Below are 23,182 nucleotides of genomic sequence, written 5' to 3'. Positions count from 1 at the left end.
CGAACAAGTCCCCGCAGAACAATCTTTACTCTTCCCGGAAGTTTATAATACGCTATAAATCAAAAAGACTCCTCCACCGTCAGGGTAGAGAAGTCCTCTAATAATCATGATAACAACTATTCCTGCTTGGAGCTGCAATGACCTGTCCGGTCCTGTACATTTATCTTTCCTCGCCATCAGAGTCTGTTCTTTAGTATTTATAAAATTTGAACGTATCTGTGAATTCGCATTCAGGTAGAAAAATTCATCCTGTCTGCTGATACGTCTATTTTACTCCACAATGAAGCAGTCAGTCAACGCTAACAGCCATAAAAAACACCCCTACTCCAGATTCAGTTTCTCCAGACTTTCCAGTCGGGACTGATATTTTGAATCGGATGCTTCCTCAAATGCCGCTTCTTTTTTCATCTTATCCAGAGCTGCAGAAGCTTTTTTGATGGTCTGAATCGTACCGGCTCCGGCTACACAGCCGCCCGGGCAGGCCATTCCTTCCAGAAGATAGCCATTGTACTTGCCAAGCTTGGCCATCTGGAGCATTTTTTTGCAGTTCTGAAGTCCCTCTGCATTCACAACCTTCACTTCACGGTCAGGATCAATTCTCTTTACAGCATGAACAACTGCCTGTGCCACACCACCGCTTACTGCAAATCCACGACCATCCGCACTTGCACGGAAAAGCGGTTCTCCTTCTGGAATGTCCTTCCAGTCTACGCCTTTCGCATCAAACATTCCCGCAACCTCCTCAAAGGTCAGCACAAAATCCACATAACTGCGGATTGTCTTTCGGCTTGCCTCCAGCTTCTTGGCAGCACACGGTCCCACAAAAACAATCTTGCAGTCAGGCTCTTTCTGCTTGATCAGTCTCGCAGTCAGAACCATCGGAGTCAGTGCCATGGAGATGCATTTCGCCTGCTCCGGAAAAAGCTTCTTCGCCATCATAGACCAGGAAGGACAGCAGGATGTTGCCATAAACGGGAGCTCCTCCGGAACCTCTTTCAGGAAATCCTTGGCCTCCTCGATCGTACAGAGATCCGCTCCGATCGCTACTTCTCTGACATCTGTAAATCCAAGTGCCTGAAAAGCACCACGGATCTTTGTGTTTTCCAGACCCTCAAACTGACCTGCGATTGCCGGTGCAAGGATTGCATAAACCGGAGACTCACTCTTGAGTGCCATGATCGTCTGGAATATCTGTCCCTTATCAACGATCGCACTGAATGGACAGCTTACGAGACACTGTCCGCAGGATACACATTTGTCCTGGTCGATCTCAGCTCTTCCATACTCATCAGAACCGATGGCATTCATTCCACAGGCTTTTGTACATGGACGTTCCTGCTTGATGATCGCATTATATGGACAGGCTTCTACACATTTCCCACACTTGATGCACAGGGACTCATCAATATGAGAATGTCCATTTTCCATGTGCACGGCTTTCTTCGGACAGACCTCAACACATGGATGTTCCAGACAGCCTTGGCATCCTTCTGTGACCATTACCTTCTTTTCCGCACAGGCATTACATGCAAATTTGATCACATTGATAAGCGGCGGCTCATAATATTTCTCTTCGATCACACTCGCCTCTACGCCTTTGGAAAGTGGCGCATGCTCTGTGACTGGTCTTAATGACATTCCCATTGCCACGCGAAGTCTCTCGCCTACTACTGCTCTTTCCAGAAAAATACTGTCACGGTAAGAAGCTACCTCTCCCGGAATGATCTTATATGGAAGTTCCTCGATCATCTTCGGATCGTCGCCCTCATATGCCATTCTGGCAATCTCTGTAAAAATTTTGTGTCTGATTTCTGTTTTGGATGAATACAGTCCTCTCATCATTACCTCCTGATTTTTTATGACATAACTATTTACCGCGATCATAGCTATAGTGTTTTGCATTATTGTTCCCTCTTGAAAAGATAATATCATTAAGTAAATCGAAACTCAACAAAGTATCTCAAAAGAAACAATTTTAAAACTTCCAACTGGAGAAATGGAACAGATTCTGATAAAATAATCATATCAAGGAGATTAGGGAGGCTATGAGTAGCAAGAATACAACACACGGTTATTTAACACACCCCTTAAGTGCCTCAAACAGCCGTCTCACTCCCGCAAATCCATAAGGCTGTTCATCCTGATTCCACATCAGCCCCGGACAGTCCTGATGATAATAAAGGGCATCCTTTCCTATTGTGATATTCACTCCACTCTGTGCCGGATCGTAGTAGATCATCGTCGGTTCCATATTGGAAAATACTCTCGTATCAGGACTCAAAAGTGCCAGCTGTTTCATATATACGAAGTTTTCCACCGTGATCGTTCCATAGATCTCCGGAACCTTAAATCCATACTTCAGAAGTGCCAGCGCCAGTTCAAACGGATCTCCGTTCATACATTCTCCGACGGCAAAGGATGCATCCGGACATACTTTACGGAAATCTTCTACCGCCTGCTCGGCTGTCCTTCGATATTCCTCTGTATCAAACTTCACTCCAAGTACTGACGCCAGTACCTGATACTGATTCTGTATCTTGTCTGTCTGATACAGCCGCCGAAGTTCAATGAACGGAATGTTTAATCTGTCATTAAAATCCTCTGCTGCGAAGCGTGATTCCTGGTGAAGAACCAGGTTAAAATTCGCCTCCGACATCGTCTTGTATTCTTCAAAATCTCTGCATCTGGATATCTCATGGATCGTCTTGATTCCCGCACCATGAAGTAGTTCATACAGTTCACAGTCGTCCACAATCGGTGAAAAAAATCCCAGGAGATTGACCACATTTCCTTTCTTTTTTGCCGGTTCAAGAAGGGAATATAAGGACTGTCTTACATGTACCATCGGCGGTTTTCTTCCCTCTCTGGTTAGTGCATACATATAACACGGACGCACCGGAAGTCCTGCTTTTTCCTCAGCCTTACGGCAGACACGCTCCATATCCGTACCGAGAAGTGCATCCACACAGGTGATACAGATCATCACAACGGAGGGCTTCTTATCAAGGCCTTCACAGATTTCTGCTACTGCTTTGGGGATCTTTTTGAGATGACGTCCTGTCACAATATCTGTCTCATCCATCATCAGATAAAAGAAACGGTTGTCATATTCACGCATGGAACTGATCAGTGATGTATTTCGCCCGCAGCAGCCCGGTGCCACGATCAGCATGATCGAATCTGGAACAGCAAGTCCGGCTCTCTTCACACCGAATCCTTCTGCTCCCGGAGAGTTGAAGGCAAGAGTTGCCGGAGAGCTGTAGATCAGGTGCATATTGGATTTAAACTGATCCGGGATATTATCTTTTCCACGCTCATTCAGTTCTTTTACGGTACAATAATAGGCTCTGCTCATTCTTCTTCCTCAGCTTTCAAAAGCATTTCTGCCAGGTCAAAAAATCTCCTGCTGATCTCGGACTCTGAATCTCCCTCGATCACTGTTTTGCCCTGGTCTTCCCAGCGGATGATCTCGTCGCTTCTCGGTATCTCCCCTACGATCGGGATTCCGGCCTTCTCAGCAAATGCCTGTACTTTTTCTGTTTCATTTTCTACATTTCGATGATTCAGTACGATACCGAAAATCCTTGCATAGCTTCTGTCTTCAAAGTTCCGCACCGCGCTGGAAATGTTGTTTGCCGCATACAGGGCCATCTTTTCTCCTGAGGTCACGATGAGGACTTTTTCCGCATACCCCTCACGGATCGGGGCTGCAAATCCACCGCAGACCACATCCCCCAGCACGTCGTAGAGTACGACATCCGGCTTATATGTTTCAAATAACCGCAAGTCTTCAAGCAGCTGAAAAGTTGCTATGATGCCTCGTCCGGCACAGCCAAGTCCGGGTGTGGGACCTCCGGTTTCAATACAGAGAACACCGCCGAATCCCTCTCTGGAAATGTCCTCCAGTGTCTCCGGTTCCTCATCTTCTTCCCGCATATAATTCATTACCGGGCGAAGCGGTTCTCCGCCAAGCAGGTTGATCGTGGAATCTGCCTTCGGGTCACAGCCGATCTGGATAACCTTCTTGCCCATGGACGCAAAAGCCGCTGCCAGGTTGGAAGTCACCGTTGATTTTCCGATACCGCCCTTTCCATAGATTGCTACTTTCAGCATTTGTAAACTCCTCCCCATATGTCAAAACAGCCTCTGAATATTGGCCGCTCGAATTGTGTGTATTATCTTTTATAACAATCCCGCAAACAACCGCATGAACAGCTGTCCCAGGCGCAGATATGCACTGCGTCCCACGCGGTATTTCTCAGTGACCTCACGACACTCTTTCATCGTCGCCTCCAGGTCATTCCGGATATCCAGAACCGCATCACAGTCTGTCATAAAGCATCCGTTTTCAAAGTGGTGATACAGGCTTCGATAATCCAGATTGATGGTTCCGCAGGTCGCCATACAGTCATCTGCAACGCTCATCTTGGCGTGACAGAATCCCGGTGTCCATTCATAAACACGGACTCCGTCCTTGACCAGTCCGTGATAGAAGGATCGTGTTATATTGTAGATCTGTTTTTTGTCCGGAATACCCGGAGTAATGATCCTGACATCTACGCCACGCTTGGCTGCAAGTGTCAGCGCATGTGTCATTTCATCCGTAATGATCAGGTACGGTGTCATGAACCAGCAGTATTTTTCCGCCTTATTCACCATGCTGATATAAACTTCCTCTCCCACCTGTTCGTTGTCCAGAGGACTGTCGGCATATGGCTGTATAAATCCAGTCTGCTGTGCTTCATATGGATATTTCGGGAGAAATTGTTCAAAATCCGTATCATTTTCATCTTTGTCACTGACTGCATTCCACATCTCAAGAAAGATCACTGTCAGGGAACGTACCGCATCACCCTCCAGACGGATACCCGTATCCTTCCACTGTCCGTAAGGGTGTGTCAGATTGAAATACTCATTTGCAAGGTTATATCCGCCTGTAAATCCAACTTTGCCGTCGATCACGGTGATCTTTCGGTGGTCACGGTTGTTCAGAAACAGATTCAGACCTGGCATAAACGGGTTAAACACACGACAGCGGATTCCGACTGCTTCCATCTTTTTTGTAAAGTCTGTATTGATAAAGCCAATCGAGCCCATATCGTCATAGAATACCCTTACCTCCACGCCGGCCTTTACCCGGTCTTCCAGCACCTGCTGGATCCGGTGCCAGGCCTCGGCATCCTCAATTGCATGGTATTCCATAAAGATAAACTGCTCTGCTTTTGCCAGATCCTGAAGCTGCGCTTCCAGTCCCTTTGCCGCCTCATCAAAATAGGTCACATCTGTATTCTGATACACCGGATACGCAGCATTTCTGTGGATATAGGAAGAAATATTTCCGGCTTTTGGAATTTTCTGCTGAAGTTTTTCCTGAATCTTTCTGTTCTCCGGGAGCAGCGGCAAAAGCTGTTCGTCGATTTTCTGATAACGTCTCCTCATCTTTTCGGTACCACCGTTCAGACCGACCAGAAGATACAGGCCAAGTCCCATGATCGGGAACATGAGGATCAGAAGGATCCAGGGAACTTTGATCGTCGAGGTAACCGGTGATGCATACATATTCAAAATAACGATCACGCCCACAACTCTCGTGAGAAGATTGACTGCCTCTGCATATCTGTTGAGTTTTGTAAACATTAAAATAATAAATATTACTTCCAGCAGGATACATATCACCGAAAAAACAAGCCTGGTGACTCCATTCTTCGTCTTTGCCCTGCCTTCTACCGTAGTAGATTTCATAAAATCCCACTCCTTCTTTCCTGCGGCCAGATTGAACCTGCAGTATGATAGTGAAACACATCATAGCACTTTATGTCGAATCCGTAAATACATCTTTTGCACTGTAGATTTAAAAAAGGAGCGATGCTCCTATCAACATCGCTCCCTGTAATTACTCTTTTACACTCAGACGCACCAGTGCTCTCTGAAGCTTGGCAGATGCCATCTTGTATTCCTGGTCGGTGAGACCGCCCTTGGCGATCATCTCCTCGGCCCGTTTTCTGGCTGCCTGTGCACGTTCCTCATTGATATCTTCTTTCCACTCCCAGGTGGTTGCAAGAAGACGACAGGTTCCATTCATCACAGAAAGCATCCCACCGATGCAGGCTGCAGTCCGTCTGGTCCCGTCCTCCATAACTACACTGGCTTCACCCATGCCAAGAGCGGTACAGAAGTTGCAGTGTCTTGCAAGAATGGCGATATCTCCGCCGATGCTTCTGCAGATCACCCGCTCCACATTGCCTTCAAAAAGCAGTCCGTCCGGTGTTCCGATCCGTAAAGGGAAGGTACTCATAAGCCACCTCCTTTACTGTTTCTTGGCTTTTTCAAATACTTCATCGATGGTTCCTGCAAACAGGAAGTAGCTCTCCGGGATGTCATCGCATTCGCCGTCAAGGATCATCCTGAAGCCTCTTAAGGTTTCCTTCAGAGGAACATATTTACCAGGCATACCTGTGAACTGCTCTGCTACAGAAAAGCTCTGTGACAGATATCTCTGAACTTTACGTGCACGGTTTACCGTACGTTTATCTTCCTCAGAAAGCTCATCCATACCCATGATGGCAATGATATCCTGAAGTTCTTTGTAACGCTGAAGCACACGCTGTACAGATCTCGCGATCTCATAATGCTCTTTTCCGACGATCTCAGGCGAAAGGATACGGCTTGTGGAATCCAGCGGATCTACTGCCGGGTAGATACCCTGACTGGAGATCTCACGGGAAAGTACCGTCGTAGCATCCAGATGTGAGAATGTCGTTGCCGGAGCCGGGTCCGTAAGGTCATCGGCAGGCACATAAACAGCCTGTACGGATGTGATGGAACCCTTTCTTGTGGATGTGATACGCTCCTGTAAATTACCCATTTCTGTTGCCAGTGTCGGCTGATATCCTACAGCTGACGGCATACGTCCGAGAAGTGCGGATACCTCAGAACCGGCCTGTGTGAAACGGAAAATATTGTCAATGAAAAGAAGCACATCCTGGTTCTTCTCATCACGGAAATATTCCGCCATGGTAAGACCGGAAAGACCGACTCTCATACGTGCTCCAGGCGGCTCATTCATCTGACCGTAAACCAGAGCAGTTTTGTCGATAACTCCACTTTCTTTCATTTCATTATAAAGGTCATTTCCCTCACGGGTACGCTCTCCAACACCTGTAAATACAGACAGACCACCGTGAGCAGTAGCTACATTGTGGATCAGCTCCATGATAAGAACTGTTTTTCCTACACCTGCACCACCGAACAGACCGATCTTACCACCCTTTGCATATGGGCAGATCAGGTCAACGACCTTGATACCTGTCTCCAGGATCTCTGTTGCCGGCATCTGTTCTTCATAGGAAGGAGCCGGACGATGGATGGACCAGCGTTCCTTCGCCTCCGGAGCCGGCTGGTTATCTACCGGGTCTCCAAGAAGATTGAATACTCGTCCCAGGCAGGCATCTCCTACCGGAACTGTGATCGGGCCGCCGGTATCTACCGCCTTCGTGCCCCGGACAAGACCATCGGTAGAGTTCATGGCAATACATCTTACGACATCATCACCAATCTGCTGTGCTACCTCGGCTGTCAGCTTTGCGCCGTCTGATTCTATTTCTATGGCATTGAGAAGAGCCGGAAGTTCATCGTGCGCAAAGCGGATATCCAGAACCGGACCGATGACCTGTACTACTTCGCCAATGTGTTTTTCACTCATGTTTTAAGTCTCCTATGCTAAATTAAGCCCCTTTAAAGCCCTTCCGCACCTGCAACAATCTCCGTGATCTCCTGCGTGATGCTGGCCTGTCGTGCTCTGTTGTAATACAGATTCAATTTATCGATCATCTCTTCTGCATTACTTGTCGCAGCATCCATAGCCATACGTCTGGCTGCAAGTTCACTTGCTGTACTCTCACATACACCACCGTAAACAAGTCCCGCCAGATATTCCGGAACAATAGCGTCAAACACAACCTCTGCATTCGGCTCATAGAGGATCAGATTTTTCGTATCTACTCTGCCGCCGCTTTCTTCTCTGATATCTGTCATCGGAAGTATGGAAAATACATCCGGCTGCTGAGAAAGCATCGATGCAAAAACGGTATAACATAATTCGACATGCCCAAATGTTCCCTTGCGGAATTCTTCACAAAGCAGATTCGCTATTTCAAAACAGTCCGCCACCGAAATACCTGCGATCTCCGCAAAACGGTCTGTCAGGCATTCCACACCTCTCTGTCTGAAATATTCTACTGTCTTCTTTCCAATCGGCAGAACCACATAGTCCTTACCTTCGGCTGCCGCCTCCAGACATTTAAAAAGATTGGCATTGTATCCTCCCGCCAGACCTCTGTCACCGGCGATCACCACATAACAGCAACGGGGATTCGATGACTCTCTGGCATATACGGAGGAAAAATCCGTGTTTTCTCTTGCAATGTCCTTCAGTGTATCATGCAGTTCTGTAAAGTACGGACGACAGGTTTCTGCACGTTCCTTTGCCTTACGCAGTTTGGAGGATGCAACAAGCTCCATGGCCTTGGTAATCTGCATCGTACTTTGTACGCTTTTGATACGCAGCTTTACCGCTTTCATATTTCCAGCCATATGATTATACCCTCCTAATCACATTATTTGTCAGGTCTTGTATTCAGGAAATTCTCTGTATACGCTTCCAGTACATGACGCAGTTTTTCTTCTGTTTCCGGCTCCATTTTGCCTGTAGAGCTGATAAGCTGCATCACTTCCAGACCAGCTGCATCTGCATCAAGATAGGTGTACAGTCCTGATTCATATTCACTTACGTCTTCAACGTTGACTTTTTCGAGGATGCCCTTGGTTACCGCATAAAGGATCGCTACCTGCTTCTCTACCGGAACCGGTGCATTCTGGCTCTGTTTCAGAACTTCTACGATACGTGCACCCTGTTCCAGACGAGCCTTGGTATCCGCATCCAGATCGGAACCGAACTGGGCAAAGCTCTGCAGTTCACGATACTGAGAATAGATCAGCTTCAGAGTTCCGGCAACCTTCTTCATAGCCTTGATCTGCGCATCTCCACCAACTCGTGATACAGAAATACCAGGGTTTACCGCCGGCATGATACCGGAGTGGAAAAGCTCTGTTTCCAGGAAGATCTGTCCATCTGTAATAGAAATTACGTTTGTCGGAATATAGGCAGATACATCACCTGCCTGTGTTTCGATGATCGGCAGCGCTGTCAAAGAACCGCCGCCATGCTCGTCGTCAAGCTTCGCTGCGCGCTCAAGCAGTCTGGAATGCAGATAAAAAACATCTCCAGGATATGCCTCACGTCCAGGCGGACGACGGATCAGAAGAGAAAGTGCACGGTACGCAACCGCATGCTTACTCAGATCATCATAAATGATCAATACATCTTTTCCCTGGTTCATAAAGTATTCACCCATTGCACAGCCTGAATACGGTGCAATGTACTGCAGCGGGCTGGACTCAGAAGCTGTCGCAGCCACTACGATCGTATAGTCCATAGCACCGTTTCTGGTAAGATTCTCTACCAGAGATGCTACTGTAGATCTTTTCTGTCCGATTGCAACATATATACAGATTACATCCTTACCCTTCTGGTTGATGATCGTATCTGTTGCAATGGTTGTCTTTCCTGTCTGACGGTCACCGATGATCAGCTCACGCTGGCCGCGTCCGATCGGGATCATAGAGTCGATCGCCTTGATACCTGTCTGAAGAGGCTGATATACAGATCGTCTCTCACAGATTCCAGGGGCTTTGCTCTCTACCGGTCGAAATTCTTTTGTATCGATTGGGCCTGCACCATCAATAGGCTGACCAAGTGCATTCACTACTCGTCCGATCATGGCCTCGCCGACCGGCACAGACACAACCTTGCCTGTACGCTTTACGGTCTGGCCTTCACCGATATTCTCATCGGAGCCAAATATTACAATAGAAACACTGTTTTCTTCCAGGTTCTGTGCCATACCGAAATTTCCATCCTCAAATTCCAGCAGCTCACCTGCCATACAGTTTACGAGTCCGCTGGCACGTGCGATTCCGTCGCCAACCATAAGGATCGTACCTGTTTCATTCTGCTGTATCGCATTCTCATAATATTTTATCTGGCTTCGGATGACTTTGGATATTTCTTCAGGTTTTAATTGCATGCGTCCATTCCATCCTTTAACATTTTATATGTTACTGTTTCTTTCGCACACAGTAACGTTTGTTTTTGTAATACTACAACTGTGTAGTTTCCAGTCGTTTTGAGATATCCGAAATACGTCCCTGTACCGTTCCGTCAAGCTGTACGCCTTCCATCTCCACGCGGAGTCCTGCGAGTACGGTCGGGTCTGTCTTCTGTACCAGATGGATTTTTTTGCCGTTAAGCTTCTCAAGTTTTGCCCTGAGCGCCTCCATCTGCTCTTCCTTAAGTCTGATGGCACTTGTCACTACCGCTTCTACAATACCGTGATCAGCATTGTATCTTCTGGTGAATTCCTCGCAGCAGCCTGCAAACTCACGTAAAAGCTTTTTCTCGCATAAAAGCTTGAGAAAATTGAGAAGATACGGCTCTGCCTGTCCGCCAAAGGCTTCATCGAGAAGTTTCATCCTCTCGTCCTGCGGAATAGCCGGCTCTCCCAGTAATTTCAGATATCCTGGATTCTCCCGGAAAATCTGCCTGATTTCATTCATCTGCTCCATGATCTGTCCATCGAGCTTTTCTTCGGCAGCAAGATCATACAAGCTGCCCCCATAGACTCTGGCAGCCTGTGTCATGATGCCTCACCTACATTCTCAATAAAATCATTAATCAGTTTTGTGTGATCCTCTTCATTAAGTTCGCGCTCGATTACCTTACCGGCGATCTCGACAGCCATGCCGCCAATCTCTCCTTTGATCTCATTGACAGCCTTGCGTCTCTCCTGTGCGATGTCCTTCTCTGCCTTTTCCTTCATGGCAGTTACCTGGCTGGAAGCTTCCCTGATCATTTCCTCACTCTGGACAGCAGCTGTTTTCTGCGCTGTCTTAACGATCTCATTTGCCTTATCTCTGGCTTCCTGCATATTTTTCTCGTACTCGGATTTCATTGCCTGTGCTTCTTCCTTCGCCTTCACTGCATCCTGGATCTCCGCATCGGCTTTGGCCCTGCGCTTCTCCAGCATTTCATTGACCGGCTTAAAAAGAAATCGTTTGATGAGATACACCTGAATAAAAAGGTTGCAAATCGTCGCTATAAAATTCCACGGCACAATTCCTACTAATTCCTGTACCTGCATGTTTGTAACCTCCTGTTGTCACTGCCCGCTTATGCTGGCAGTTATCTCCTGTCCTGCTGTGATGCGTTCTTATCTGACACATCCGTTACTGTTTTCCTGATCAGCCCAGGAAGTTCATAAACATACCAGGTGCTACGAAGATAAGGAGCAGACCGGTTACGAAACCATAAATACCGGTTGTCTCTGCGATAGCACAACCAAGAAGCATGGTAGATGTAACATCACCCTTGCATTCTGGCTGACGTCCGATTGCTTCCAATGCACTTGCAACTGCATTACCTTCACCGATACCAGGGCCAATACCTGCGATCAGCGCACATCCTGCTCCAATTGCACAACCTGCTAATGCGATACCTTTTGCTAATAACTGAAAATCCATAATAAAAACCTCCTGTAATAAAATTGTCTCCGGATATTCCCATATACCCGGGATCCCTTATCTGCTGCTGTTCATCTCCTAACAACAGTTTTTATTCCTCTGCTGCATTTGCGATATACATAACCGTCAGCATACAGAAAATAAATGCCTGCATAATTCCTGAGAACCAGTCGAAATATACAGATAAAATAGCCGGTACACCTACATCAAGAATAGGTATCTGTGACAACACATCGCCCACAAGTCCCGGGATCAGTCCCAGGAGTGCGGAACTTGCCACTGCCAGCGCCCCATAAATCAGACCATTGATAACGACACCTGATAAAATGTTTCCGAAATGACGGCATGCCATACTTACCGGTGTTGCCAGTTCAGAAAGAACATTAAATGGTGTCATAACCGGAATCGGCTGTGTAAATCCCTTTAAGTAGCCGCCGAATCCACTGGTCCTGATCTTCTGCGCGGTGATCATGATAAATACCACAACCGCCCACGCTGCCTCTGTAGACAGATCCGATGTCGGACTTCGAAGTCCCACAAGGCTAATCAGGTTCGATACCACACTTGTCGCAAAAAGTGCCGCGACAAACGGAATCATGTACCTGAACTTCTCACCCATGTTTCCGACAACAAATTTATTCGCCGTCTCCACCAGAAGTTCTGCTACAGCCTGCCGTTTGGAAATATTTTCCTCCTTAAGATCATGCGTCAGCCAGATACACACTCCTGTGATCAGCAGCATAACGATCCAGCTTACTACCATGGTCTCACTGATTCTTAAAGTTCCCAGAACCGGCAGGTCAATGGGTAAAGTAAAAAGTATCTTCGCCCCATTAATATCCAGTTCCATACATTCACTCACCTCCTGTCTTGTTCAGATTTTCCCCTCCTAGTTTTTGTTATGAAATATCCCCACGATCTTGATTCCCGTTCCCGGAAATAAGAGTGGAGCAATTCCCGCTACAAAATGGAAGCACGGTGCAACGATCGCTGCGATCACCCACAGCATCATCATCAGAAAACGCTGTGAATAACTTGCTTTGAGTTTCATTCTCGCAGTTCCCTCATCTGTCGCTGAAGCTGCCTTCTGAACAGCCAGTCCCATCAGAAAGAAATTCAGGACTGCGATCAGTCCTCCTCCGATGCCTCCCAGAAATACGGTATAATCCAACGGCACTTTGTCCGGCATTGCAAAGTGAAATCCTGCAAAAAGGATCCACATCAGAACCAGACCGACTGCCGTGATCATGGCTACTCTCCTTGTTTCTTTTTTTACTGCCGGCTGCACCTTATCGAATATACTGCTCATAATTTCTTTATTCCTTTCATTTATTCTGTCCGTCATATCGCTGTTTATGAATGTCTGTTGAAATATATTTTATTTTTTTTGTGCTTTTTCTTCTCCTGTTTGTTTACAGAAAGATAAAACTTATATGCCACAGTCGCCGATCCGCCCATCCCAAAGAAAAATCCCGGAATATAGACCCAGCCTCCGACACCGGTCCTGGAAGTAATAAACCAGCAGAGTGCCAGGCACAGCAGAAGCGGTGTGATAAATGACAGTCCCAGCTGGGACAGCATTGTGACATTACGCAGGATTTCTGACCACCGTTTCAATAGTATTCTCCTTTTTTACTAATTTTTTGTCAGTTTTTCTTTTACACATAGTCAAATTTTACCACATTAATGTAAAAATCTCAATCCATTTGTACAAATTATTCAAATAATTTTGTTATCCTAACAAAGTTTTTGTTAGCATTATATCATTCTCGTCTTTTTGCTGTCATGTAACAAAAAAGAGGTTCTGTCCCAAAATGAGACAAAACCTCCTCGGTGTAATACAGGGTTGTTAATGCTCTTCAACTTTGGCACCGATGGAAGATGCCAAAATTGAAATTGTCTTTCCAACTTTTGTTTTTTGTGCTATGCTACTTGATACGACAATATTGAATTCTGGAATACATCTGATATATACTATCCAACTACAAAACTCACGGAGATAACCATCATGAAAACACAAACCAACACACCCAATATGGAGACGGGAAGTATTCCCAGACTCCTTGCGCAGCTGGCGATTCCGGCAGTTGTCGCACAGATCATCAACCTGCTTTATAACATCGTAGACCGTATCTACATCGGTCACATTCCGGGGATCGGAGCTGCCGCACTGACCGGCGTTGGACTTTTTGCCCCGATTCTGATGCTGCTGAATGCATTTGCCATGCTCGTCGGTTCCGGCGGTGCCCCGCGTGCAGCCATTGCAATGGGAAAGAAGGATAACGATCTGGCAGAGAAAATCCTCGGAAACTGTTTTACTTTGTTAGTCGGTCTGGCAGTTGTCCTGACTGTCGTGTTTTATGTAAGTGCACCGACGCTGCTCAGACTCTTCGGTGCCAGCGATGTCACCTTAACCTACGCATCTGACTATGCCAGAATCTATATTCTGGGAAGCTTTTTTGTCCTGATCGTACTGGGCATGAATACCTTCATTACCACCCAGGGCTTCGCCAGAATCAGTATGATGACTACGGTCATCGGTGCTGTTATCAATATCATCCTGGATCCGATTTTTATTTTTGTTCTTGGTATGGGCGTAAAGGGTGCAGCACTTGCCACTGTTCTCAGCCAGTCCGTAGGAGCTGTGTGGATCCTCCGCTTTCTGACCGGAAAGAAAACAATCCTTCGACTGAAACGAAGCAATATGCATCTGGAACTCAAGGTTTTTGGTCCCTGCCTTGCTCTTGGTATTTCTACCTTTGTCATGCTGTCAACAGAAAGTCTTCTGTCGATCAGCTTTACCAGCAGTCTTTCCAGATTCGGCGGTGATGTGGCTGTCGGGGCAATGACGATCATTACCAGTATCAGTCAGCTTGTCTCTCTTCCGCTTCAGGGAATCTGCCAGGGCGGACAGCCGATCATCAGCTACAACTTTGGTGCCAATAAGCCAGACCGTGTAAAGAAAGCATTTTTCACACAGTTCTGTACCTGCATCATCTATACATCTGCCTTCTGTCTTGTTGTGATGATTTTTCCAAAGGCATTTGCAGCAATCTTTACTTCAGATAAGGAACTTGTAACATATGCTTCCTGGGCACTACGCATCTACATGGCCGGAATCTTCTCTATTGGCTTCCAGGTAAGCTGCCAGCAGAGCTTTATGGCTCTCGGCCAGGCGAAAGTCAGTCTGCTTCTTGCCTGCCTGCGTAAGATCATCCTGCTGATACCTCTGATTTTCATACTGCCGAATTTCTTCGACAATAAAGTTTTTGCTGTATTTCTTGCAGAACCGGTAAGCGATATTATAGCTGCTACTGTGACAACGATCACCTTCTTTACACTGTTTAATTCCATTCTTAAGAAAGATAAAAGATAACTATTCACAGTAATGATAAAAGAAACCCGGGGCCTGCCGCCTCGGGTTTTGCTTACTGCACACTTTTTATTTATCAAATTTTATGATACATACATCCCATGCTGACAGGTGAATTTCACGCTTAGTACTATCAGCACTTCCAAGTATCACTTCAAAATCATCCGCTGCTTCAACTCTTTGCTCTTCCCAGGAATAATTCAGATAGAAACGAATCTTTTCGCCCTTTGCATTGATTCCCTCACGCACGATCACCGGGAATTTCTCCGGAGCTGCTGCATTTATACCAGACTGAGCCAGAATCTTTATCAACATCTGCTGCAGGTAATGTTCTTCAAACATACATCCGATATACCAGGCATTTCCTCTTTCATATGTATGATGTGTAACTGCGGCATACTTTTTCCAGTTCGGATGCTGATATGCAGAAATGATTTCTGCACCATCAGGAATCAGGAGTTCCATGAAGGTCTCTGCCTCTGGTTCACTGCCCTCAAACCCTGTCAGAGTGACATTCTCCGGGAACGTAAACTGCTGATAATACATACCAAAGACTTCACTTAAGATATGTGGCTGTCTGTCAGGATACACTTTTACATTTTCGTTGGCAAAAGCGGTCTTGAACGTCGCAATCAATGTACCGCCCTGAGCAGTATACTCTTTCAGACGTGTGAGGATTTTTTCATCTGCGGTGTACATGGCCGGAAGGATGATTGCCTGGTATTTCTCAATGTTTTCGCTCTCTTCCCATATAATGTCACACTCGATATTTACTTTGTAAAGTGCATCGTAGATCCAGCGGACAACATCATTATAACCAATTCCATTATCTCCTGCTGCACTGGCTTCGATTCCAAACCATTTAAGTGCAGTCAGAGCCTCATTGTTCACCATGATCGCAACTTTGTTATCTTTCTTAAAGCCTGATAAGACAGGTGAAAGTTTCTTAAACTCGCTGCCTATGATACACGTCTCTCGGTATACGGCATTTTCTTCCATATCATGGCTCAGAAGACCTTTCCAATAAGTCTCAAAAGAGTTATGGATTGAATGCCAGTGCCAGTACATCACACCAAGAGCACCGGAGGCCAGATGGCTGTATGCCTGCAGGCGAAGCTGTCCATCATATGGTGTCCATCCCGGATAGCCCTGTGCTTCGGTTTCCAGAACCAGGTAGTTGTCATTTTTGAGACAGCGGATCAGATCACCACCAAATGCGATTTCTGCACCACTCAGGTGATCCTGGGTTGGATGATAAATATCCGTTCCTGCTATAGTCAGATGTTTTGCACATTTAAAATGGTTTACATCCGGCTGCACGCCGTAGGAATATCCTCTCCACTCAAAATCCAGATTGTGAGTGATAAACTGGTCTTCTCTCTTATATTCTGAAACAATCTCTGCCTGCCAGCCAAGGAATTCTTCCACCAGACTTCTCTGGTATTTTGCAAACTCTGCCCCCAGACTTCCATTGATCGTACCGCGCACATCCGGAAAATCTTCCCAGGCATTGATGCGATTGCTCCAGTAATCCAGACCGAATTCATGATTCATGGCATCCAAATCATTATGAAATTTCTCCCGGAGATATTTCACAAAACTGAGCTGCACATTCTTGCCTGCAGTTCCATAATATTTCGTTTCATTATCAAGCTGGAATCCGATCACACATTTGCGGTGTGCTGAAACTTCCATCAATTTACGGATGACTCTTTCCGCATAATAACGATAGACCGGATGAGTGATGTCCATGATCTGTCTCGCACCATAGATTCCTCTGCCTTTGACCGTCTCCGCCAGCACACCCGGATATGCCTTCACCATCCAGGTCGGTACTGCATAAGTCGGAGTCCCTATGATTACGTTAATTTCCGCCTCTTCCATCGCATCCATTACACGGATCACATGTGAAAAGTCAAAAACTCCTTCCTGCGGTTCGCAGGTGCTCCATGTGGATTCTGCGATCCGAACCGTATTGATCCCGGCTTTTTTCATCATGGCAACATCTTTTGCCAGCCGTTCATACGGCATATACTCATCGTAATACGCTGCCCCATAGAGTAATTCCCTCATACACAATACCCCTCTCATTCGATTTTTCACATATATATATATTTCACATCTTTCTACATCAATAATAAACTGTTTTATCCCTCCTATGCAACTCTTTTATTGTTACTGTTCAAAAATATGTTAATGTTCACTCCAACGGCCCTGGCAATCAGTCCTCTCTCTGATTATCTGCTTGGATTGGATGATCCTCTTCCGTATATTTCTCTATTTCTGTCGTTGTTACCCGTTTGATATGTTGTTTTTTCAGGTGCAGATATACGCATTCCCGAAAAATAGTATAAAATACCGACAGCAGTGGGATGAAAACAAGCATGCCTACAATCCCCATAAGATTTCCACCGATTGTAACTGCTGCCAGCACCCAGATTGATGGAAGCCCTACAGATTCACCAACAACATGCGGATAGATCAGATTTCCTTCAATCTGCTGCAGCACCAGAAATACTATTATAAATAAAATTGCCTGCTTCGGGCTTACCATAAAGATCAAAAAGCCTCCTACTGCACATCCAATGAAAGCCCCGAAAATAGGAATCAATGCTGTAAATGCAATTAACACTCCAATCAAAAGTGCATATGGCATCCTCAAAATACTCAGTGTGATAACAAACATACATCCGAGAATCACAGCTTCCAGGCACTGACCTGTAAGAAAGTTTGCAAATGTCCGATATGTCAGAGAACAGACTTTAAGAAAAGCATCTGCTTTTTGTTGTGGAAGAAATGCGAAAAATACTTTTCTGATCTGTAAGTGCAGCTTTTCTTTCTGAAAAAGGACATAACAGGCAAAAGAAAAGGCAATAAAAAAAGTCGCTAATCCACTGACTATGGAACCCACAGCTGACATCGTCGTATTCATCATATTTCCGGCACCGTTGCCAAGAAGACTTATTCCCCACCTGATTGCCTGATCCGGATCAAACTGTATCTGATCTACCAGTTTCATAATTTCCTGGTTATTATGGAAAAATTCTCGAATCCAGCTTTGCATCTGCGGAATAAAGTCAGAAATGCTCATCATCAAAGTTCCCATTGTTCGCGTAAGCTGCGGAATCACTCCGAACATCACCAATGCGATCACACCAACTATTAATACAATAGTAAGAAGCAGACTTGTTGGTCTTGCCAGTTTTCCTGCTATCTTATTTTCCTTTTTTACATTTTTAAAAATTGTCTTTTCCAAAAAGCTCATTGGCACATTCGTCAGAAATGCGATTGCTCCACCAAGTATAAACGGAAATATAATCCCCCATATTGCTTTCAACACACCGAGCACCACATCAAACTTCCACAGGGCAACCACAAGAAATGCCGTAAACACAATCAGCTCCCTGATTTTTTTTATAGATATTTTGCTTAAATCCACTATTTTCTCCTTTTTTAATCTTTATCTGTTACTCAAAGCTTATTGACTGCTATGTAAAGTCACGACTGTTATTCTATCCTATCATTGAAAATGCCATAACCACAACTCCCAATATCACCAGAATTACTCCCGTCGCACGGTTCAATGTCTTTGGAGTTGCTTTGTTGGCAAATACCGCTGCGATTCTGGCCCAAAGAAATGTAAAGATTACACACAAAATCCATACCGACCAGTCTGGTGTGCCGCCGATGGCGAAATGAGAGACTGCTCCGGTAAAAGCCGTGAAGGTCATAATAAATACGCTTGTTCCCACAGCTGTCTTCAATTCGTAACCAAGAACCGATGTCAGGATCAGAAGCATCATCATACCACCGCCGGCACCGATAAAACCACAGATAAAGCCTATCAAAATACCACAGATGACAGACTGCATGGCACGTTTTTTTGCAGATATCTGTGTCATGGCTTCCTTCGTAGTCATGACCGGACGAACGATAAATTTAATACCAAGAAGGAAGGTCATAAAAACAGAGAAGTTTCCCATTGTTGTGGATGGTACCAGGCTTGATACATAGCTTCCAAATATCGTAAACAACAGCACGGTAACCATCATGATCAGACCATTTTTCACATCCAGATTCTTATTTTTTCCATAGGTATACGCAGACACGGCACTCGCCAGTACATCCGAAGACAGGGCGATTCCCACTGCCATGTATGGATCCATTCCCAAAAAGGTAATCAGCATAGGACTGATAACCGCTGCCGCACTCATACCGGCGAATCCGGTACCAAGACCAGCACCCATACCGGCAAAAAATGTAACAATAACTGTTAATAAAATACTCATTTCTTTTTATTCTCCCTTTGATACATATTCAGATTTTTCTCTGTCTGTTCCATCACCCGTTCGAAGATTTTTCGTGACTCCTCAGGCACCCCGGAAAATAACATTTCGAAAAATACCCTCTGTATTTCACATCCCTGCTTCCATACGTGTGCTGCTTTCTCTGTACAGATCAGTTCTGTCTTTCTCCGGTCTCCCGGCACCTCCCGGCGTTCGAGATATCCTTCCTGCACCAGTCGTTCCACATGGACAGATACCAGATTTGCCTTGATTCCACGAAACTTTACAATATCTGCAGCATTTTTGTACTGTGGATTATTTTTCAGAAACATCAGTATATCCATCGAAGTCTGCGGGATGCCAGTCTGCTGACACAGCGGACTGCACAGCTGGTTATAGAATTCCAGCAATTTGTGTACATATTCTATACTTACCATTTTGTCTTTTTCCTTTCTTATGTTTTTGAATTATTCATTTTTAGAATGTTCATTTTTGAAGTATTTTAGCACAAAGTTTTTCCCCATACAAGCTTATATGTTCACTGGATTAAAAAAGCACATCTATGCCCTCAACAGGTATAAATGTGCTTTTCTTATGCATATCTCTTACAGATACTGGCTGAATTCTACTTTTTCTTTATTTGGTCCTTCGATTGTAAAGAATTTCACTCCATTTTCCCAAAATGGCAGGAAATGGATCGTATCCTTTGTAGTGTTTAACCCTTCCTGGTTGATAAGTTCATAAGTCTTCTCGATATCTTTCACATCAAGTGCAATGTGATCGACTGCCCCTGATTTCATGGCTGCGTCCTTGCTCTCATACGTCTCGATCACAAGAGAAGCAAATTTTAAAAAGACCACTCTGTCACCATCGTTTACAGTCTCAAATGCAGTTTCAAATCCAAGTTTCTCGTAAAATGCGATTGTTTCTTCCATGTTTTTGGTAGGCACTCCAATGTGCTGGAGTCCGTTTATCTGCTCTTTTAAACTCATATAGCTGTACCATCCTTTCTATTTCTCATACTCTCTGTTTCTGGGATAATTCGCCCAATTCAGATGTTTTACTACTATTTATTTTAATACAGTTTTTCCAGATTCACAATTATTATTTTATGCAAACAAACTTAGTACGATCGCACAGATCAGTCCTGTAAATCCGATGATCGATTCCATCATAGTCCATGATTTCAGCGTTGTTTTTTCATCTATCTCAAGCAATGAACCTACCAGCCAGAATCCAGAATCATTCACATGGCTGAATGCGGTTGCACCACCATTGATCGCACACACCATTGCTGCCAGATATACAGGAGATAATTCAGCCACTCCCGGCATAGCTGCCATGATTCCTGCTGCCATTGTCATCGCAACTACTGCAGCTCCGACCGATGCACGAATCAGTGCCGCAATCAGAAAAGCTACAATCACCAGCGGCAGTCCACTTTTCATTAGCTTCATCTGCCTCTCTGACTTCCGAAACGTTGACAGGAAGTCCTACATTGATTTTACTGCCAATAAATTTTGACCACAGAATTCCGGCAAAAAGCAGCGATAAGATACCTACCGGGACACCAACTGCAATCATGATTCCAAGATCCACATTCAGCATATTTGCCACCAGTACTGATCCTGCTGATGGCGGGATAAATGCAAATCCTGTAGCCAGACCTGCCAGCAATGGGATCACATAATACAACGTGGATTTCTTTGTTTTCTTTGCAAGTCCAAATGCAAGCGGAATCAGGATCACAACACCCGCTTCAAAGAATACAGTTGTTCCAACTACCAGTCCTGTAATTCCAAGAGCTATCCCCGCTTTTTTCTCTCCAAATTTATTTACAAGGGTCTGTGCAACGCACTGTGCACCTCCAGATACTTCCAGAATTCCTCCAAACAAAGATCCAAGACCGATCAGCAGCACGATTCCCTGCAAGGTCTCTCCTGCTCCTTTTTCTACCGTACTTACCAGAGTCGGAACCGGCATTCCGGCTCCAAGTCCGATAACCAGTGCAGAAATCAGCAGTGATAATACAGGATGGATCTTAATTTTAATGATCAGCAGCAATAACAGGATAATTCCACTGCCGCTGCGATCAACAGCCTTGTAGGCTCTGCCGCAAATACCGCTTCTGTCATTTTCCTTTTCCTCCATATCTGTCCAAGATTATATTCTTTTTAATATCAGTGTACATATTTGTGAATTGTTGCTTTTACAGCTCCCGGTCCTGCGATCATCTCGCGGAACATATCTTCAATCTTTTCTCCGACACCATCTTTGTAAAGATCTGTAAAGAATAAACGTTCATTCGAAAGGATTGGTTTCAGCTGATCCTTAAATGTTTCCGGCTGTCCCACAACGATATCCTTAAACTGTTCCTGAAGTTCTTCGTTCATCGGATCCGGTGCAAGTTCAAATCTATTCCCCTCATCATCGACACCAAGCATATATCTGAGCCATCCTGCGATTCCCAGCGGAATTGCTGTCAGTCTGGAAGCATCGCCGTACTTCTTAACGTATGCTTTTACAGTTTCGCCAAAACGAATACCAACCATCTGTGATACATCAACTGCCAGACGAAGATTGGTATCTCCCAGATATTCATTTGGGAAACGATCATTAAACAGTTCATCTACAAATGCCTGTGGGGAAAGGATTCCAGGATCTGCTACAACCGGAAGACCTTCATCATAAGCCACCATACGTGCCATCTTCATCATATCTTCATTGGTATTCAACATATGTGCAAACAGATCATAACCAAGTACAACCCCAAGCGGACCAGTAGCAGAATGTACCGGGTTCAGACAAACAGTAACTTTCATTCGTTCAGACAGATTTACGGTATTTCTGTCAGCCATGTATACACCGAATCCTTTTTCCAGAGCCGGACGTCCATTTGGAAAACTGTCTTCAATTACAAGATACTGTGGTTTCTCTGCATTTACAAATGGTGCGATATATGTTTTTTTACTTGTGATGACCGGCTGCATATCTTCCACACCCAGTTTTTCCAGATCTGCTGCAATTTGCTCACTCGGGCGAGGTGTGATCTTGTCGATCATAGTCCATGGAAAAGCAACTACTTTTTCATCGCTTATATAGTTTACAAATCCATCATCTACAAAGCCTGCCTTCTTCCATTCTTCTGTCATCTTCAGTACGGATTCCCGAAGTCTGGCTCCATTCTGTGAACAGTTGTCCATGGAAACCAGGGCAATGGGAAATCTGCCTGCCTTGTATCTCTCAAACAGCATAGCTACCAGAACCGCCATGGCTCCTGTTGCTTTGTCCGGACCATTCTGAATATCAGCCTGTACAAACGGGAAATATGTGCCGTCAGCTTTCTGGAGTGCGTAGCCTTTCTCGGTGATTGTAAAGGACACCATCTGCAGAGAACTGCTTTTAAAAATTTCTTTGAGGCGGTCCCACTGCTCAGCATCAGAAGCCTGCGCTTTAACAGCTTCTGCAAGTGATCCGAGTACTTTATAATCTCGTCTTCCATCACCGTGAAGAATAACACTCAGACCAAGATTATCATATGGTTTGTATATTTTATCAACAACATCATAATCGAAAGTTTCCACACAGGTAAGTCCTCGATCAAGCACGCCTTCCTCAAGAAGTCCATCCGCAATACCACCAATAAACACCCGGAAAATATTTCCGATTCCAAAATGTACCCATACCGGTGCTTCTTTTGCTTTTGCACTCACACCTTCCACATCATAACCCGGAAGCATGATTCCTGCTTTTTCCCATACTTCGTGATTTTTAATTCCATTAACTGATAATTTCATGTTACATCCTCCTTGTTTTCCTCTTATATCTTGAGTTAATCTTTATGCTCTTGACTTGTGCCTTTAACTTACGTTTATATCTTACGCGT

21 protein-coding genes and 1 pseudogene are annotated in these 23,182 nt (G+C 45.1%); 1 reads left to right on the top strand and 21 read right to left on the bottom strand.

Translation table 11 applies throughout. From position 1 onward, the window contains the following. Nucleotides 1-321 precede the first annotated feature (321 nt). The 14 genes from LIR34_RS10325 to LIR34_RS10260 all read right to left on the bottom strand — a co-directional run bounded on the left by LIR34_RS10325 (nucleotide 322) and on the right by LIR34_RS10260 (nucleotide 13,254). Nucleotides 322-1,839 (bottom strand): 4Fe-4S dicluster domain-containing protein, encoded by a 1,518-nt coding sequence (locus LIR34_RS10325; protein ID WP_173902735.1) that lies wholly within the window; start codon nucleotides 1,837-1,839, stop codon nucleotides 322-324. A 232-nt stretch (nucleotides 1,840-2,071) separates the two neighbouring features. Beyond that, the gene (locus tag LIR34_RS10320; protein WP_173902701.1) at nucleotides 2,072-3,355 is read right to left on the bottom strand and encodes a nitrogenase component 1; all 1,284 of its coding nucleotides are present in this window, start codon (nucleotides 3,353-3,355) and stop codon (nucleotides 2,072-2,074) included. Then, on the bottom strand, nucleotides 3,352-4,113 hold the full coding sequence (locus LIR34_RS10315) for a nucleotide-binding protein (protein WP_173902700.1): 762 nt from the start codon (nucleotides 4,111-4,113) through the stop codon (nucleotides 3,352-3,354). Before LIR34_RS10315 ends, LIR34_RS10320 begins: the two co-directional genes overlap by 4 nt. A gap of 69 nt (nucleotides 4,114-4,182) precedes the next feature. Further along, entirely contained in the window at nucleotides 4,183-5,742 is a 1,560-nt protein-coding gene (cls, locus tag LIR34_RS10310) for a cardiolipin synthase (protein WP_173902699.1), read from the bottom strand. Between the two features lie 151 nt (nucleotides 5,743-5,893). Further along, nucleotides 5,894-6,295 (bottom strand): ATP synthase F1 subunit epsilon, encoded by a 402-nt coding sequence (gene atpC, locus LIR34_RS10305; protein WP_173902698.1) that lies wholly within the window; start codon nucleotides 6,293-6,295, stop codon nucleotides 5,894-5,896. A 12-nt stretch (nucleotides 6,296-6,307) separates the two neighbouring features. Then, on the bottom strand, nucleotides 6,308-7,702 hold the full coding sequence (gene atpD, locus LIR34_RS10300) for a F0F1 ATP synthase subunit beta (protein WP_161284866.1): 1,395 nt from the start codon (nucleotides 7,700-7,702) through the stop codon (nucleotides 6,308-6,310). Between the two features lie 32 nt (nucleotides 7,703-7,734). Further along, nucleotides 7,735-8,592: an ATP synthase F1 subunit gamma gene (gene atpG / locus LIR34_RS10295; protein ID WP_173902697.1), complete on the bottom strand. Its 858-nt coding sequence runs from the start codon at nucleotides 8,590-8,592 to the stop codon at nucleotides 7,735-7,737. Nucleotides 8,593-8,615: 23 nt separating this feature from the next. Then, a complete protein-coding gene (gene atpA, locus LIR34_RS10290) occupies nucleotides 8,616-10,145 on the bottom strand; it encodes a F0F1 ATP synthase subunit alpha (RefSeq protein ID WP_173902696.1) in 1,530 nt (509 codons plus the stop codon). A 73-nt stretch (nucleotides 10,146-10,218) separates the two neighbouring features. Next, nucleotides 10,219-10,758 (bottom strand): ATP synthase F1 subunit delta, encoded by a 540-nt coding sequence (gene atpH, locus LIR34_RS10285; RefSeq protein ID WP_161284863.1) that lies wholly within the window; start codon nucleotides 10,756-10,758, stop codon nucleotides 10,219-10,221. After that, nucleotides 10,755-11,258 (bottom strand): F0F1 ATP synthase subunit B, encoded by a 504-nt coding sequence (atpF, locus tag LIR34_RS10280; protein ID WP_161284862.1) that lies wholly within the window; start codon nucleotides 11,256-11,258, stop codon nucleotides 10,755-10,757. Before atpF ends, atpH begins: the two co-directional genes overlap by 4 nt. Before the next feature lie 100 nt (nucleotides 11,259-11,358). Beyond that, entirely contained in the window at nucleotides 11,359-11,640 is a 282-nt protein-coding gene (gene atpE, locus LIR34_RS10275; protein ID WP_161284917.1) for an ATP synthase F0 subunit C, read from the bottom strand. Nucleotides 11,641-11,728: 88 nt separating this feature from the next. After that, a complete protein-coding gene (locus LIR34_RS10270; RefSeq protein WP_173902695.1) occupies nucleotides 11,729-12,487 on the bottom strand; it encodes a F0F1 ATP synthase subunit A in 759 nt (252 codons plus the stop codon). 39 nt (nucleotides 12,488-12,526) lie between these two features. Then, nucleotides 12,527-12,946 carry a hypothetical protein gene (locus tag LIR34_RS10265; RefSeq protein ID WP_173902694.1) on the bottom strand — a complete coding sequence of 140 codons (420 nt, stop codon included), beginning with the start codon at nucleotides 12,944-12,946 and terminating at the stop codon, nucleotides 12,527-12,529. Between the two features lie 44 nt (nucleotides 12,947-12,990). Further along, nucleotides 12,991-13,254 carry an AtpZ/AtpI family protein gene (locus tag LIR34_RS10260; protein ID WP_173902693.1) on the bottom strand — a complete coding sequence of 88 codons (264 nt, stop codon included), beginning with the start codon at nucleotides 13,252-13,254 and terminating at the stop codon, nucleotides 12,991-12,993. A gap of 391 nt (nucleotides 13,255-13,645) precedes the next feature. Here LIR34_RS10260 and LIR34_RS10255 point away from each other — a divergent pair, with 391 nt between their 5' ends. Next, on the top strand, nucleotides 13,646-15,013 hold the full coding sequence (locus LIR34_RS10255; RefSeq protein ID WP_173902692.1) for an MATE family efflux transporter: 1,368 nt from the start codon (nucleotides 13,646-13,648) through the stop codon (nucleotides 15,011-15,013). A gap of 66 nt (nucleotides 15,014-15,079) precedes the next feature. Here LIR34_RS10255 and LIR34_RS10250 read toward each other — a convergent pair whose 3' ends face one another. From LIR34_RS10250 to LIR34_RS10220, 7 genes and pseudogenes are all read right to left on the bottom strand, one after another. Beyond that, complete coding sequence (locus tag LIR34_RS10250) at nucleotides 15,080-17,083, bottom strand: beta-galactosidase (RefSeq protein ID WP_173902691.1); 2,004 nt, start codon at nucleotides 17,081-17,083, stop codon at nucleotides 15,080-15,082. Between the two features lie 148 nt (nucleotides 17,084-17,231). Next, nucleotides 17,232-18,449 carry an AI-2E family transporter gene (locus LIR34_RS10245; RefSeq protein WP_173902690.1) on the bottom strand — a complete coding sequence of 406 codons (1,218 nt, stop codon included), beginning with the start codon at nucleotides 18,447-18,449 and terminating at the stop codon, nucleotides 17,232-17,234. A gap of 73 nt (nucleotides 18,450-18,522) precedes the next feature. Continuing rightward, the gene (locus LIR34_RS10240) at nucleotides 18,523-19,299 is read right to left on the bottom strand and encodes a sulfite exporter TauE/SafE family protein (protein WP_161284856.1); all 777 of its coding nucleotides are present in this window, start codon (nucleotides 19,297-19,299) and stop codon (nucleotides 18,523-18,525) included. Further along, nucleotides 19,296-19,733 carry a MarR family winged helix-turn-helix transcriptional regulator gene (locus LIR34_RS10235; RefSeq protein WP_173902689.1) on the bottom strand — a complete coding sequence of 146 codons (438 nt, stop codon included), beginning with the start codon at nucleotides 19,731-19,733 and terminating at the stop codon, nucleotides 19,296-19,298. The genes LIR34_RS10240 and LIR34_RS10235 overlap by 4 nt, the downstream gene beginning before the upstream one ends. Before the next feature lie 168 nt (nucleotides 19,734-19,901). After that, the gene (locus tag LIR34_RS10230; protein ID WP_161284854.1) at nucleotides 19,902-20,288 is read right to left on the bottom strand and encodes a VOC family protein; all 387 of its coding nucleotides are present in this window, start codon (nucleotides 20,286-20,288) and stop codon (nucleotides 19,902-19,904) included. Between the two features lie 117 nt (nucleotides 20,289-20,405). Then, a pseudogene (locus LIR34_RS10225) lies at nucleotides 20,406-21,431 on the bottom strand (GntP family permease). Nucleotides 21,432-21,476: 45 nt separating this feature from the next. Then, the gene (locus LIR34_RS10220; RefSeq protein WP_173902688.1) at nucleotides 21,477-23,093 is read right to left on the bottom strand and encodes a mannitol dehydrogenase family protein; all 1,617 of its coding nucleotides are present in this window, start codon (nucleotides 23,091-23,093) and stop codon (nucleotides 21,477-21,479) included. Between the last annotated feature and the right edge of the window lie 89 nt (nucleotides 23,094-23,182).

Source organism: Blautia sp. MSK17_66, assembly GCF_020538025.1.
In the GTDB taxonomy this organism is placed as follows: Bacteria; Bacillota; Clostridia; order Lachnospirales; family Lachnospiraceae; genus Blautia_A.
Note: the sequence above shows the minus strand (reverse complement) of the source record. Positions and strands in the feature narration are given on the sequence as shown.